The sequence below is a fragment of the Pseudomonas trutticola BRTCR10 genome, from assembly GCF_056155105.1.
On record NZ_CM149552.1, the window covers coordinates 5,214,244 to 5,228,200 of the forward strand.

A 13,957-nucleotide genomic window follows, 5' to 3' on the forward strand; every position below is an offset into this window, starting at 1 on the left:
TATGGCCCGTGCGCCAGCCAGGCGCCAGCGACGTTCGTCTTGTGAATCGACGACCATCAGGCGAGCCGATAGCCCGTCAAATCAGTTCGACGGCAACTGCGGCGGCGCCTGCAACTGGATTTCCTGAATGGTTTCGATCTGCTCGTGAGCGACGTGTACGCCGGTGAGCTCGCCGATCAGGCGCCAGTGCTCGTCAAGCCCGGCACTGATCGTCGCCATGCGGTCGATCATCTGGCGGCTGGCAGCCTTGACCACGTCATCTTCGCTGCGCAACAACTCGAAGGACATGGAGGTGACCGACGCGGTGAGATGGGTCAGGGAGCGAGCCGTGTGGCCCAGCAACTCCATCAACAGTTTTTCTTTCGATTCCATTCAAAGGCTTCCTGCGTCGCTCGAAAGGTAGTTATAACTCAGCACTTTGCTTTAGCAAATGTTTCAGCCTGCGCATCCGACCAAGCGAATCTGCAACCACTCGGTCTCGAACCGACCAAAGCGCTGCATCCGCGTCACGCCGGATTGCCAAGCCCCGGGACGCCAGTGTACAAAGTGCTTCGCTGCTGTCCTGAACCCGGCTTCAAATGCGTTACTGCACCGTGCAGTCCGCCCTCCGAATCCCACAACAAAAGTAGCCTATTGGAAAAACGCGACATTTAGTGTCAATATCGCGCCTTCCCCTATTTCGTCGCCCCCGTGCGGCTTACGCCGCAGGTCTCGCCCGTTGTTCCGTTAAACAAGGCTTTGAGCATCTGCGGTTTGTAGCAAAAGGTAGTCAATGATGAGCGCAAGGCACTTTCTCTCCCTGATGGATTGCACGCCCGAAGAGCTGGTCAGCGTGATCCGTCGAGGCGTTGAGCTCAAGGACCTGCGTAACCGCGGCGTACTGTTCGAGCCTCTGAAAAACCGCGTGCTGGGGATGATCTTCGAGAAATCCTCGACCCGTACCCGGATCTCCTTCGAGGCGGGCATGATCCAGCTCGGCGGTCAGGCGATCTTCCTGTCGCCGCGTGATACGCAACTGGGCCGTGGCGAGCCAATCGGCGACTGCGCCATTGTCATGTCGAGCATGCTCGATGCGGTGATGATCCGTACCTTTGCCCACAGCACCCTGACCGAATTCGCCGCCAACTCGCGCGTGCCGGTGATCAACGGCCTGTCCGATGACCTGCACCCGTGCCAGTTGCTGGCCGACATGCAGACCTTCCTTGAACACCGTGGCTCGATCCAGGGCAAGACCGTGGCCTGGATCGGCGACGGCAACAACATGTGCAACAGCTATATAGAAGCGGCGATCCAGTTCGACTTCCAGTTGCGTGTCGCCTGCCCGGAAGGTTACGAGCCGAATCCTGAATTCGTGGCCAAGGCCGGCGATCGCGTGACCATCGTCCGCGATCCGCAGGATGCCGTGCGCGGCGCGCATCTGGTCAGCACCGACGTCTGGACCTCGATGGGCCAGGAAGAGGAAACTGCCAAACGCCTCAAGCTGTTCGCACCGTTCCAGGTCAACCGTGCCCTGCTCGACCTCGCTGCCGAGGACGTGCTGTTCATGCACTGCCTGCCGGCGCACCGTGGCGAAGAAATCAGTCTCGACCTGCTTGATGACCCGCGCTCCGTCGCCTGGGATCAGGCAGAAAACCGTCTCCACGCACAGAAGGCCCTGCTCGAGTTCCTCGTCGAACCGGCATATCACCACGCATGAGCCATGAATTACTGCTGAACCTGCGCAACCTCGCTTGCGGCTATCAAGATCAACGAGTGGTGCAGAACCTCAATCTGCACCTCAATGCCGGTGACATCGGCTGCCTGCTCGGCTCGTCCGGCTGCGGCAAGACCACCACGTTGCGCGCCATTGCCGGTTTCGAGCCGGTGCACGAAGGTGAAATCACCCTGGGTGGCGAAACCATTTCCAGCGCCGGTTTCACCTTGGCGCCGGAGAAACGCCGGATCGGCATGGTGTTTCAGGACTACGCGCTGTTCCCGCACCTGAGCGTCGCGGACAACATCGCGTTCGGCATTCGCAAACACCCGCAAAAAGATCGCGTCACCGAAGAATTGCTCGAACTGGTCAACCTGAAAAACCTCGGCAAGCGCTTCCCACACGAGCTGTCCGGCGGCCAGCAGCAACGCGTGGCCCTCGCTCGGGCCCTGGCGCCCGAGCCGCAACTGCTATTGCTGGATGAGCCGTTTTCCAACCTCGACGGCGAGTTGCGCCGAAAGCTCAGCCACGAAGTGCGCGACATCCTCAAGGCTCGCGGCACCAGTGCGATTCTGGTGACCCACGATCAGGAAGAAGCCTTTGCCGTGAGCGATCACGTCGGCGTCTTCAAGGAAGGTCGGCTGGAGCAGTGGGACACGCCGTACAACCTGTATCACGAGCCGGCGACGCCGTTCGTGGCAAGTTTCATCGGTCAGGGTTATTTCATTCGCGGCCAGCTCGCCAGCCCGGAATCGGTGCAGACCGAACTCGGCGAACTGCGTGGCAATCGTGCCTATACCTGGCCGATTGGCGGCGCAGTGGATGTGTTGCTGCGCCCGGATGACATTGTTTATGCGCCGGACAGCGCGCTGAAGGCACGGATTGTCGGCAAGACTTTCCTTGGTGCTTCGACGCTGTATCGCCTGCAATTGCCGACCGGTGCGCAGCTGGAGTCGATTTTCCCGAGTCATGCTGACCATCAGCTGGGTGCGCAAGTGGGGATTCGGGTTGCAGCTGAACATCTGGTGTTGTTCCAGGCCTCGGGCAGCACCGCCGCGCAGATTCCGGTGGTGGAAAACGGCGTGCGCCGCTACAGCACTGCACTCTGATCCAACACCATTGCCCTGTAGGAGTGAGCCTGCTCGCGATCGCGGTACATCCGTCACAGAAGATTTGACTGATATACCGTGATCGCGAGCAGGCTCACTCCTACAGGGGGTTGCGTTAACCGAGGATCAGGGTGCCGCTCGCCACGAGCGTGGCATGGCCACCGATCTTCACCCGCTCACCCTCAAGCCGACAGAACAACTCGCCACCCCGCGCCGAGCGCTGGCAGGCGGTCAGGCTCGACTTGCCCAGACGTTTTGACCAATACGGAATCAGGCTGCAATGGGTCGAACCGGTGACCGGATCTTCGTTGATGCCAATTGCCGGAGCGAAGTAACGCGAGACGAAATCGTGCTGGTTGCCGCGCGCGGTGACGATCGCCCCAAGCCACGGCAGCCTGGCCAGTGCGACCATGTCCGGTTTGCAGTCGAGCACGGCCTGCTCCGACTCCAGTACCACAAACAGCTCGTTGGAGCCGAGTACATCCACCGCTTCAACGCCCAGCGCCCGTTCGACATCCAGCGTCACGCCAATTTCCGAAGGCACGATTGACGGGAAGTCCAGCCACAAGCGGCCATCCTCACGACTGACACTCAGCGGCCCGGACTTGCAAATGAAGTCCAGACGCTCAGCAGTTTCCTTGTAGATCTCGAACAGCACATAAGCGCTGGCCAGCGTCGCGTGGCCGCACAACGGTACTTCGGTGGTCGGGGTGAACCAGCGGATATGCCACGCCGAACCTTCACGCACCAAAAACGCGGTTTCCGCCAGATTGTGTTCGGCGGCGATCTTCTGCATCAACTCATCCGCGAGCCACGCGTCGAGCCGATAGACCATCGCCGGGTTGCCACTGAATGGCCGATCACTGAATGCGTCGACCTGATGAAAATCAAGCTGCATAACCTACTCCCTGAGTCAGTCGGCAGAGCATGCAGCGCTGGCCGGGTCAGCGCCAGTGACAGAACCGGCCAATTTTCTTCATACAGCGCTGGTTTCTCTTACGCGCGACCGATGTCGGCGAATTTGGCTTGGGTATGTTCAGCCAGCACGGCAGGTGCCAGTTCAACTTCCAGCCCGCGCCGACCGGCGCTGACATAAATAGTCGCAAAAGCCTGAGCCGAGTTATCGATGAAGGTACGCAGGCGTTTCTTCTGCCCCAGCGGACTGATGCCACCCAACAGATAACCGGTGGAGCGCTGCGCCGCTGCCGGATCCGCCATCTCGACTTTTTTCACCCCTGCCGCATGAGCCAGACCTTTGAGGTCGAGACTTCCGACGACCGGCACCACCGCCACCAACAATTCGCCCTTTTCACTGGCAGCCAGCAGCGTCTTGAACACCTGCGCCGGCTCAAGCCCCAGCTTTTCTGCGACCTCCAGCCCATAGGACGCGGCCTTCGGGTCATGTTCGTAACTGTGCACGCGATGTTCGGCACGAACTTTTTTCAACAAGTCCAACGCAGGGGTCATGGCAGCTCCAGGCTTGGCAGTGGCAGAAAAATCCTGCGCCGGATTCTAGGCGATCAGATCACAAAAGGCTCTAGTTCAACGCCGCGTTTCCCGTGGCCTGCAGACTTTCCAGAACGATGGGGAACACCGCTCATCGAGGATCATTCATGGCGCTAATAGTTTTATTGTGACCGACAGTTCACTTTCGACCTTTGACAGGTTTGTTTCTTGTCTATATTTTTTCGAATCTGAATAATGTAAGAATTATGGTTACCGCAGCACTCAGCAGTAAACCGGGAACAGGATGGGGATCCTGCCCCGGGGAAAATCGCGCCTTGCCCTGTCGGCAAAGCGCCAGACAACAACAAAAATCGAGGTTTTCAATGACAACTGCTTTACAGCAACCAAAGCTCTCGGGCCAATGCCTGGCCGAGTTTCTGGGTACTGCCTTACTGATCTTTTTCGGTACCGGCTGCGTCGCCGCGCTCAAAGTCGCGGGCGCCAGCTTCGGCCTGTGGGAAATCAGCATCATCTGGGGCGTCGGCGTAAGCATGGCGATCTACCTCACCGCTGGCGTTTCCGGCGCACATCTGAACCCGGCCGTGAGCATCGCGCTGACCATCTTCGCCGACTTCGAAAAACGCAAACTGCCGTTCTACATCCTGTCGCAGATTGCCGGCGCCTTCTGCGGCGCGCTGTTGGTTTACACGCTGTACAGCAACCTGTTCTTCGATTTCGAACAAACTCACCAAATGGTTCGCGGCTCGGCTGCCAGCCTGGAGTTGGCGTCGGTGTTCTCCACCTTCCCGAACCCGGTGCTGTCCACCGCCCAGGCCTTTCTGGTCGAGATGATCATCACCGCCATCCTGATGGGCGTGATCATGGCCCTGACCGACGATAACAACGGCTTGCCGAAAGGCCCGATGGCGCCGCTGCTGATTGGTTTGCTGATCGCCGTAATCGGCAGCTCGATGGGCCCACTGACCGGTTTTGCGATGAACCCGGCACGTGACTTCGGTCCTAAACTGATGACTTTCTTCGCGGGCTGGGGTGAAATTTCCTTCACTGGCGGTCGCGATATTCCGTACTTCCTGATTCCGATTTTTGCACCGATTGTCGGTGCCTGCCTCGGCGCTGCCGGGTATCGCGGGCTCATCGCCCGTCACCTGACTGGCGCCACACCTGCTACAAAGGATGCAGAACCGGCCATTGACGGCAAACCAAGAACTTCTTGAAACAGTCGGCGCAGGCTCCTGCCAGATAGAGCCTGCGCCCCGGCCCACTCTCCCTTATTTCGTCCAAGGCAATCGACATGACCGACATTCAGAATAAGAACTACATCATTGCCCTCGATCAGGGTACGACCAGCTCCCGCGCGATCATTTTCGACCGCGACGCGAACGTGGTCTGCACCGCCCAGCGTGAATTCGCTCAGCATTACCCGCAAGCCGGTTGGGTCGAACACGACCCGATGGAAATCTTCGCCACCCAGAGCGCGGTGATGGTTGAAGCGCTGGCTCAGGCTGGCCTGCATCACGACCAGGTGGCCGCCATCGGCATCACCAACCAGCGGGAAACCACCGTGGTCTGGGACAAGACCACCGGTCGTCCGGTCTACAACGCCATCGTCTGGCAGTGCCGCCGCAGCACCGAGATCTGCCAGCAGCTCAAGCGTGATGGCCACGAAGACTATATCCGCGACAATACCGGTCTGGTCACCGACCCGTACTTCTCCGGCACCAAGCTGAAGTGGATCCTCGACAACGTCGAAGGCAGCCGCGAGCGTGCGCGCAACGGCGAACTGCTGTTCGGCACCGTCGATAGCTGGCTGATCTGGAAATTCACCGGTGGCAAGGTGCACGTCACCGACTACACCAACGCCTCGCGCACCATGCTCTTCAACATTCACTCGCTGGAGTGGGACGCGAAGATGCTGGAGATCCTCGACATCCCGCGCGAGATGCTCCCGGAAGTCAAAGCCTCGTCGGAAATCTACGGCCGCACCAAGAGCGGCATCGCCATCGGCGGGATCGCCGGCGACCAGCAGGCAGCACTGTTCGGCCAGATGTGCGTCGAGCCGGGCCAGGCGAAAAACACCTACGGCACCGGTTGCTTCCTGCTGATGAACACTGGCGACAAAGCAGTGAAATCCAAGCACGGCATGCTCACCACCATCGCTTGCGGCCCGCGTGGCGAAGTCGCCTATGCCCTGGAAGGTGCGGTGTTCAACGGCGGTTCGACCGTGCAGTGGCTGCGTGATGAACTGAAAATCATCAACGACGCCCACGACACCGAATACTTCGCCAATAAAGTGAAGGACAGCAACGGCGTGTACCTGGTACCGGCCTTCACCGGTCTGGGCGCTCCGTACTGGGACCCGTATGCCCGTGGTGCGCTGTTCGGCCTGACGCGCGGTGTACGTGTTGACCACATCATCCGTGCTGCGCTGGAATCGATCGCTTACCAGACCCGCGACGTGCTCGACGCCATGCAACAGGACTCCGGCGAACGCCTTAAGGCCCTGCGCGTGGACGGCGGCGCGGTAGCGAACAACTTCCTTATGCAGTTCCAGGCCGACATCCTCGGCACCCAGGTCGAACGCCCGCAAATGCGCGAAACCACAGCACTCGGCGCGGCGTATCTGGCCGGTCTGGCCTGCGGTTTCTGGGGCAGCCTGGACGAACTGCGCGGCAAGGCCGTGATCGAGCGTGAGTTCGAACCGAGCCTGGACGAAGTGGAGAAAGAGAAGCTGTACAAAGGCTGGAAAAAAGCCGTCAGCCGCACCCGTGACTGGGCGCGTGAAGACGCTGAATAAGCCAACCTTCAGATCCAGATAGGCATCTAACTGGTAGGGAGCGGATTCCTGCGGCATCATGGGCAAATTTTGCACGGCAGCCCAAAGGAAGCCCCATGAATCTGCCTCCCCGTCAGCAGCAAATCCTCGAGCTGGTCCGCGAACGCGGCTATGTGAGCATCGAGGAGATGGCCACGCTGTTCGTTGTTACCCCGCAAACCATCCGCCGCGACATCAATCAGCTCGCGGAAGCCAATCTGCTACGTCGCTACCATGGCGGCGCGGCCTATGATTCCAGTGTCGAAAACACTGCCTATGCGATGCGCGCCGATCAGATGCGCGATGAAAAACAACGCATCGGTGAAGCGATCGCCGCACAGATTCCCGATCACGCCTCGCTGTTCATCAACATCGGTACCACTACCGAATCGATTGCCCGCGCCCTGCTCAATCACAATCACCTGAAGATCATCACCAACAACCTGCACGTGGCGTCGATGCTCAGTGCCAAGGATGATTTCGATGTGCTGTTGACTGGCGGCAATGTGCGCCGCGATGGCGGTGTGGTGGGTCAGGCGAGCGTGGACTTCATCAATCAGTTCAAGGTTGATTTTGCGCTGGTCGGTATCAGTGGCATCGACGAGGACGGCAGCCTGCTCGACTTCGATTATCAGGAAGTGCGGGTTTCCCAGGCGATCATTGCCAATGCGCGCCAGGTGATCCTGGCAGCGGACTCGAGCAAGTTCGGGCGTAACGCGATGATTCGTTTGGGGCCGATCAGCCTGATCGATTGTCTGGTGACCGATCAGCCGCCGGTGCCGGCGCTGGCGCAGTTGCTGACTCAGCACAAGATTCGCCTGGAAGTCGTTTAACCCCTCGTTCCCACGCTCTGCGTGGGAATGCCGCCCGGGACGCTCTGCGTCCCATCTCAAAAGCCGACGCAGAGCGTCGATGGATGCATTCCCACGCGGAGCATGGGAACGATCTGCCTGTGAATGTTCGAAAATTTTCCTTTCTTTGATCTTCGATGAGTATTTTCAATCGAAGGCGACTGGCTGTGCGCGTCTTTATGGGCTACCATTTTCGCAAATGAACATTCATGTTCGATTTCCAATACAGAAAATCAAAAGAGCCCGAGGCCAGCCGATGTCCACATCTACCTTGCGTACGCCCCCTATCTCCGAGATCTACGACCTCGCCGTCATCGGCGGCGGGATCAATGGCGTGGGGATCGCAGCGGATGCCGCCGGTCGCGGGCTTTCGGTGTTCCTTTGCGAAAAGGATGACCTGGCCAGCCACACGTCGTCAGCCAGCAGCAAGCTGATCCACGGTGGCCTGCGCTATCTGGAACATTACGAATTTCGTCTGGTGCGTGAAGCCCTGGCCGAGCGCGAAGTGCTGCTGGCCAAAGCGCCGCACATCGTCAAGCCGATGCGCTTCGTGCTGCCGCACCGTCCGCACCTGCGTCCGGCGTGGATGATTCGTGCCGGGCTGTTCCTGTATGACAACCTCGGCAAGCGCGAAAAACTGCCGGGTTCGAAAAGCCTGAAATTCGGCGCCGACAGCGCGCTGAAAAGCGAAATCAAGAAAGGCTTCGAATACTCCGACTGCTGGGTCGACGACGCCCGCCTCGTTGTTCTGAACGCCATGGCCGCCCGCGAAAAAGGCGCCCATGTGCACACCCAGACCCGTTGCGTCAGCGCCCGTCGCGCCAAAGGCCTGTGGCACCTGAACCTGGAACGCGCCGACGGCAGCCTGTTTTCGATCACCGCCAAAGCGCTGGTGAACGCCGCCGGACCGTGGGTGGCCAAGTTCATCCGTGACGATCTGAAAATGGAATCGCCGTACGGCATCCGCTTGATTCAGGGCAGCCACATCATCGTGCCGAAACTGTACGAAGGTGATCACGCGCACATTCTGCAAAACGAAGATCAGCGCATCGTTTTCACCATTCCGTACCTGAACCACTTCACCCTGATCGGCACCACCGACCGTGAATACACCGGTGATCCAGCGAAAGTGGCAATCACTGAAGGCGAAACCGATTACCTGTTGAAAGTGGTCAACGCCCACTTCAAGAAGCAAATCAGCCGCGACGACATCCAGCACAGCTACTCGGGGGTACGACCGCTGTGCAACGACGAATCCGACAACCCGTCGGCCGTCACCCGCGATTACACCCTGGCGCTGTCGGGCAGCAGTGAAGAAGCGCCGCTGCTGTCGGTGTTCGGCGGCAAGCTGACCACCTACCGCAAACTCGCCGAGTCGGCGATGGCGCAGTTGCTGCCGTTCTTCACCCAGATGCGTCCGAGCTGGACGGCCACCGCCACCCTGCCCGGCGGCGAAGACATGACTACGCCGCAAGCCTTGAGCGCACTGATCCGCGACAAGTTCGACTTCGTGCCAACCGAGATCGCCCGGCGCTGGGCCACTACCTACGGCAGCCGTACCTGGCGCATGCTTGAAGGTGTGGAAACCCTGGCGGACATGGGCGAACACCTCGGCGGCGGGCTCTATACCCGTGAAGTCGATTACCTGTGCAGCGAAGAATGGGCGACCACGGCCCACGACATTCTCTGGCGCCGCAGCAAACTGGGGCTGTTCACCACCCCGGCCGAACAGGAAAAACTGGCGGCGTATCTGGGTAAGGTCGAGCAGAACCGCAAGATCGAAGCGGCCTGACTTGAGCAGCGCTTAAACGAAAGCCCCTGAATCGCGAGATTCAGGGGCTTTTTCTTTTCTCAGGATCAGGCGCTGACCTGTGGCGAGGGGATTTATCCCCGATGGGTCGCGCAGCGGCCCCTCACTTGAAACAAAAGCGGGGCTGCTAAGCAGCCCATCGGGGATAAATCCCCTCGCCACAAGGCTGCACCGACACCAGCGATGTCAGCTCCCCAGATGCAACAGCAGAAAATCAATAAACACCCGCGACTTGTGCGGCAAGTGCGCCGTGTTGGGAAACACCACATTGATCGACCGCTGCGGCAACGAATACGCCGGCAACAAGCGAATCAACCGTCCACTGGCAAGGTCATCCTCGATCAGCCACTTCGGCAGCACCGACACCCCAAGCGACGACAGGGCCATCGAACGCATTGCCGCCGAAGAATTGGTTTCGAAGTGATGCACACCGCTGACCTCGACGCCCTGCCCTCGCTCATCGCGCATTAACCACTGGGTCGGCGTCTGCAGATTGCTGTTGGCGATCCATGGCACACCACTCAGGTCCTGTGGCTCGCGCACCGGATGACGACCGAGAAATTGCTCGGTGGCGACCAGGACGATTTCATAGTCAGCAATCTTGCGACTCTTGAACGCCGAGTCGGCCAGGCGGCCCAGACGAATCACCAGATCAAGCTTCTCCGCCACCAGATCATTCAATGAAGAGTTGACGTGGTAGCTCAGCCTGATCTGCGGATAGGTCTGCAAAAACAACGGGATCAACGGCAGGATGTATTTCTCGCCGTACTCACTGGTCGAACTGATCCGCAACTTGCCGGACACCCGATTGCTGCCCTTCAGGACGTTATCAAAGGCACTGTCGATATCGGCGACGATTTCCTTGAACTCGTTATAGAAGCTCTGACCGGTTTCAGTCAGCGCTACCGTGCGGGTCGTGCGGATCAGCAGCGTAGTGGCCAACGCCTCTTCCAGCGCCTTGATGTGCAGGCTGGCCATGGCCCTGCTGATATTCAGGTAATCGGCAGCCTTGGTGAAAGACCCCAGATCGACGATCGCGAGAAACGTCTGGACCCGATTCAAATGCCCGTGCATGGCGCCCTGATTCACTGTCAAATCCCTTCAAACATTGTGTTCAGCCCCATTGCATCGACGCCCGGAGTCTATCGCCCCTAAGCTCGCCGACAAAGGGGAAACACCATGAGTTATCGCTACAAGGTCGCGTCAATCTTCCTGATCGGCTTCTTTATCGACTGCATCAATATCTTCATGTCGGCCGTGGCCTTGCCCAGCCTGTCGGCAACGCTGCACGTCAGCAGCGCGTCCGTGGCGTGGGTCGCCAACGCCTACATTCTCGGGCTGACCCTGATCATCCCACTGAGCACCTGGCTGGCCGCGCGTTTCGGTAGCCGGAATGTGCTCACCGCTTCAATGCTGCTGTTCAGCGTAGCGGTGTGGATGTGCGGGCTGGCGAACAGTTTCGCGGAACTGGTGATCTGGCGTTTCGTGCAGGGCATCGGTGGCGGTCTGTTGATACCGGTCGGGCAGGCGCTGACGTTCAATCTGTTTCAGGGTGAGCAACGAGCGAAGATCTCCACGCTGGTGATGGCGGTTGCGCTGATTGCCCCGGCGATTTCACCGACGGTTGGCGGCTTCATCGTCGACAGCAGTTCATGGCGCTGGGTGTTTTACAGCAATGTGCCGTTCTCGCTGATCGCAGCCGGTTTGTCGTGGTGGTGGATCAAGGAAGCGAAGCCGGGCGACCTCTCACGCCCGGACATCAAAGGCCTGTTGCTGGTGAGTACGGCACTCGCCAGCCTGCTGATGGGCATGTCGCTGTATGGCGGCGACGCCCGGAGCTGGCTGGCCATGGCCTGCATCGCAGCGGGCCTGCTGTTCATAGCGCTGTACCTGCGCCATTACCGCCAGTCGCGCCACGCAATCATCGATCTGAGCTTGCTCAGCAGCACGCGGCTCAGCACGTCGATCTTCATCTATTACGCGATTCCCGGCGTGTTCACCGGGGTCAATCTGTTGAGCATCTTCTTCCTGCAGAACACCCTGCACTTCAGCGCCCGGCTGACCGGCGCATTCATGATTGTCTACGCCATCGGCGCGTTCATCGCGATGACCATTGGCGGCCGGGTCTACAACCGGGTCGGCGCCAGGCGCCTGTTCATCCTCGGCATGCTGTTGCACAGCGCCGGCATCGTCACCCTCACACAGGTAAATGCACCGAGCGATCTCTGGCTGATCGTCATCGCCTACAGCCTGATGGGCATTGGCGGCGGCATCGGTGCGAACACCGCGCAAACCACCTCACTGATGGATTTCAACGGCAGCGACACGCACAAGGCCAGCGTGATCTGGAACATCAACCGGCAGCTGTCATTCAGCCTCGGTGCCGCGCTGTTTCTGATGATTTTCAACCTGCTGCTCAAGCCGTTCGACACCCCCTCGGCCTACCACGCGACGTTTGCGATTGCGGCGTTGGTCGGCCTGTTCCCGCTGTTTTTGATGAGTCAATTGAACCCTGCAAAGGCAAACCATGAACAACAACCCGATTGAACTAGCGCAACACAGCATTCACCACGTGCATGAACTGATTCACCGCGTGTTTACCGATACTGACGGCAGCGGCGCAGCCACCATCGCACCGCTGATGGATGCCTTCGCCAAGGACTTCAGCATGGTCGCCACCTCGGGGGTGACGGTTGATCGGGCGCAGGTAGAACAGTTGTTCAGGAGAAATGTGGGTGGCAGGCCGGGGCTTGAGATCGTCATCAGTGACCTGCACACGGTCTGGCAGGAAGGCGAGACGATTGCGCTGAGCTATACCGAAACCCATCGCCAGGATGAGAACGTCACCTCACGCGTCTCGGTAGCGATTCTGCGAGTCCAGGCAGACCGTGTTGAGTGGCAATACCTGCATGAAACTGCGTTCACCCCGACTAACGGTTAAAAGCTCGTTCGGTTTTCCGAACGCGACTTTGCGGTCGATTCGGTTAACCGGATCAGTTGTGGCGAAAAATACCGCCACAAAAACTTAATCACCTTGTAAATCAGCCAGTTAACCTTCGACGACTGGTCTGGCACGACTCATGCTCTACACTCTCTCGACGAATGCCTGCTGTGCCAACACTTCAGGAGCCGTCAGGCATTCGAAGCACAAAAGGGCCGACAAACTGGCTCCATAAAAAAAACAATGTCGAGGAAAATTTGATGCGCATCGTTCCCCATATCCTGGGCGCAGCCATTGCTGCCGCTCTGATCAGCACGCCAGTTTTCGCCGCCGAACTCACCGGCACCCTGAAGAAGATCAAAGAGTCCGGTGTGATCACCCTGGGCCACCGCGACGCCTCCATCCCGTTTTCCTACATCGCTGATGCGTCGGGCAAGCCAGTCGGCTACTCCCACGACATCCAGCTGGCCATCGTCGAAGCGATCAAAAAAGACCTCGACCTGCCAAACCTGCAAGTCAAATACAACCTGGTGACCTCGCAAACCCGTATCCCGCTGGTGCAGAACGGCACCGTGGACGTCGAGTGCGGCTCCACCACCAACAACGTCGAGCGTCAGCAGCAAGTTGACTTCTCCGTCGGCATCTTCGAAATCGGTACTCGCCTGCTGTCCAAGAAAGGCTCCCAGTACAAGGATTTCGATGACCTGAAAGGCAAGAACGTCGTGACCACCGCCGGTACCACGTCCGAGCGCATCCTCAAGTCGATGAACGCCGACAAGCAGATGGGCATGAACGTCATCTCCGCCAAAGACCACGGCGAATCCTTCCAGATGCTGGAATCGGGTCGTGCCGTTGCATTCATGATGGACGACGCCCTGCTGGCCGGCGAAGCCGCCAAAGCCAAGAAGGCTGATGACTGGGCCGTCACCGGCACCCCACAGTCGTACGAAATCTACGGCTGCATGATGCGCAAAGGCGACGAGCCGTTCAAAAAGGCTGTCGACGATGCGATCAAGGCGACCTACGCATCGGGCGCGATCAACAAGATCTACGACAAGTGGTTCATGCAACCGATCCCGCCAAAAGGCCTGAACCTGAACTTCCCGATGAGCGACGAGCTCAAGGCCCTGATCGCCAATCCGACCGACAAAGCGGCTGACGACAAGAAATCCTGATTTCTGACTAACCTTATCTCCTGAAGGGGCGCAGCCCTTTCAGGAGTTTGTCACTCCCTGCTGGCACTTTTTTGGAAACACTCGAACCGGTGGCTGTCG

The 13,957-nt window shown here is 59.0% G+C and carries 13 protein-coding genes; 9 read left to right on the plus strand and 4 right to left on the minus strand.

Annotated features, from left to right (window positions below; all coding sequences use genetic code 11):
• Positions 1-81: 81 nt before the first annotated feature.
• Positions 82-372: a hypothetical protein gene (locus tag ACVVH8_RS23680; protein ID WP_103305479.1), complete on the minus strand. Its 291-nt coding sequence runs from the start codon at positions 370-372 to the stop codon at positions 82-84.
• Between the two features lie 403 nt (positions 373-775).
• On the opposite strand from ACVVH8_RS23680, the gene argF reads away from it, so the two are divergent.
• Entirely contained in the window at positions 776-1,696 is a 921-nt protein-coding gene (gene argF / locus ACVVH8_RS23685; protein WP_045123046.1) for an ornithine carbamoyltransferase, read from the plus strand.
• A complete protein-coding gene (locus tag ACVVH8_RS23690; protein ID WP_475226645.1) occupies positions 1,693-2,802 on the plus strand; it encodes an ABC transporter ATP-binding protein in 1,110 nt (369 codons plus the stop codon). The genes argF and ACVVH8_RS23690 overlap by 4 nt, the downstream gene beginning before the upstream one ends.
• Before the next feature lie 115 nt (positions 2,803-2,917).
• Here the strand turns inward: ACVVH8_RS23690 and ACVVH8_RS23695 are convergent, their stop codons facing one another.
• Both ACVVH8_RS23695 and ybaK read right to left on the minus strand, forming a co-directional pair.
• Complete coding sequence (locus ACVVH8_RS23695; protein WP_213026465.1) at positions 2,918-3,700, minus strand: PhzF family phenazine biosynthesis protein; 783 nt, start codon at positions 3,698-3,700, stop codon at positions 2,918-2,920.
• Positions 3,701-3,798: 98 nt separating this feature from the next.
• A complete protein-coding gene (ybaK, locus tag ACVVH8_RS23700) occupies positions 3,799-4,269 on the minus strand; it encodes a Cys-tRNA(Pro) deacylase (RefSeq protein ID WP_475226647.1) in 471 nt (156 codons plus the stop codon).
• Positions 4,270-4,631: 362 nt separating this feature from the next.
• On the opposite strand from ybaK, the gene ACVVH8_RS23705 reads away from it, so the two are divergent.
• The 4 genes from ACVVH8_RS23705 (at position 4,632) to glpD (ending at position 9,724) form a co-directional block, all read left to right on the plus strand.
• Entirely contained in the window at positions 4,632-5,483 is an 852-nt protein-coding gene (locus ACVVH8_RS23705) for an MIP/aquaporin family protein (protein WP_475226651.1), read from the plus strand.
• Between the two features lie 77 nt (positions 5,484-5,560).
• A complete protein-coding gene (gene glpK, locus ACVVH8_RS23710; RefSeq protein ID WP_103305474.1) occupies positions 5,561-7,063 on the plus strand; it encodes a glycerol kinase GlpK in 1,503 nt (500 codons plus the stop codon).
• 95 nt (positions 7,064-7,158) lie between these two features.
• Complete coding sequence (locus tag ACVVH8_RS23715; RefSeq protein ID WP_201236967.1) at positions 7,159-7,914, plus strand: DeoR/GlpR family transcriptional regulator; 756 nt, start codon at positions 7,159-7,161, stop codon at positions 7,912-7,914.
• 274 nt (positions 7,915-8,188) lie between these two features.
• Positions 8,189-9,724 (plus strand): glycerol-3-phosphate dehydrogenase, encoded by a 1,536-nt coding sequence (gene glpD / locus ACVVH8_RS23720; protein WP_103305473.1) that lies wholly within the window; start codon positions 8,189-8,191, stop codon positions 9,722-9,724.
• Between the two features lie 204 nt (positions 9,725-9,928).
• Here the strand turns inward: glpD and ACVVH8_RS23725 are convergent, their stop codons facing one another.
• Positions 9,929-10,816 (minus strand): LysR family transcriptional regulator, encoded by an 888-nt coding sequence (locus ACVVH8_RS23725; RefSeq protein ID WP_213028832.1) that lies wholly within the window; start codon positions 10,814-10,816, stop codon positions 9,929-9,931.
• Between the two features lie 105 nt (positions 10,817-10,921).
• On the opposite strand from ACVVH8_RS23725, the gene ACVVH8_RS23730 reads away from it, so the two are divergent.
• The 3 genes from ACVVH8_RS23730 to ACVVH8_RS23740 all read left to right on the plus strand — a co-directional run bounded on the left by ACVVH8_RS23730 (position 10,922) and on the right by ACVVH8_RS23740 (position 13,858).
• Entirely contained in the window at positions 10,922-12,289 is a 1,368-nt protein-coding gene (locus ACVVH8_RS23730; protein ID WP_475226653.1) for a DHA2 family efflux MFS transporter permease subunit, read from the plus strand.
• Positions 12,270-12,683: a DUF4440 domain-containing protein gene (locus tag ACVVH8_RS23735; protein ID WP_475226657.1), complete on the plus strand. Its 414-nt coding sequence runs from the start codon at positions 12,270-12,272 to the stop codon at positions 12,681-12,683. Before ACVVH8_RS23730 ends, ACVVH8_RS23735 begins: the two co-directional genes overlap by 20 nt.
• Before the next feature lie 260 nt (positions 12,684-12,943).
• Positions 12,944-13,858: a glutamate/aspartate ABC transporter substrate-binding protein gene (locus ACVVH8_RS23740; RefSeq protein ID WP_103305470.1), complete on the plus strand. Its 915-nt coding sequence runs from the start codon at positions 12,944-12,946 to the stop codon at positions 13,856-13,858.
• Positions 13,859-13,957: the final 99 nt, after the last annotated feature.

Coding starts and splice junctions, on each gene's coding strand:
- ACVVH8_RS23680 (WP_103305479.1), bottom strand. CDS start 372: ATGGAATCGAAAGAAAAACTGTTGATGGAGTTGCTGGGCCACACGGCT.
- argF (WP_045123046.1), top strand. CDS start 776: ATGAGCGCAAGGCACTTTCTCTCCCTGATGGATTGCACGCCCGAAGAG.
- ACVVH8_RS23690 (WP_475226645.1), top strand. CDS start 1,693: ATGAGCCATGAATTACTGCTGAACCTGCGCAACCTCGCTTGCGGCTAT.
- ACVVH8_RS23695 (WP_213026465.1), bottom strand. CDS start 3,700: ATGCAGCTTGATTTTCATCAGGTCGACGCATTCAGTGATCGGCCATTC.
- ybaK (WP_475226647.1), bottom strand. CDS start 4,269: ATGACCCCTGCGTTGGACTTGTTGAAAAAAGTTCGTGCCGAACATCGC.
- ACVVH8_RS23705 (WP_475226651.1), top strand. CDS start 4,632: ATGACAACTGCTTTACAGCAACCAAAGCTCTCGGGCCAATGCCTGGCC.
- glpK (WP_103305474.1), top strand. CDS start 5,561: ATGACCGACATTCAGAATAAGAACTACATCATTGCCCTCGATCAGGGT.
- ACVVH8_RS23715 (WP_201236967.1), top strand. CDS start 7,159: ATGAATCTGCCTCCCCGTCAGCAGCAAATCCTCGAGCTGGTCCGCGAA.
- glpD (WP_103305473.1), top strand. CDS start 8,189: ATGTCCACATCTACCTTGCGTACGCCCCCTATCTCCGAGATCTACGAC.
- ACVVH8_RS23725 (WP_213028832.1), bottom strand. CDS start 10,816: ATGCACGGGCATTTGAATCGGGTCCAGACGTTTCTCGCGATCGTCGAT.
- ACVVH8_RS23730 (WP_475226653.1), top strand. CDS start 10,922: ATGAGTTATCGCTACAAGGTCGCGTCAATCTTCCTGATCGGCTTCTTT.
- ACVVH8_RS23735 (WP_475226657.1), top strand. CDS start 12,270: ATGAACAACAACCCGATTGAACTAGCGCAACACAGCATTCACCACGTG.
- ACVVH8_RS23740 (WP_103305470.1), top strand. CDS start 12,944: ATGCGCATCGTTCCCCATATCCTGGGCGCAGCCATTGCTGCCGCTCTG.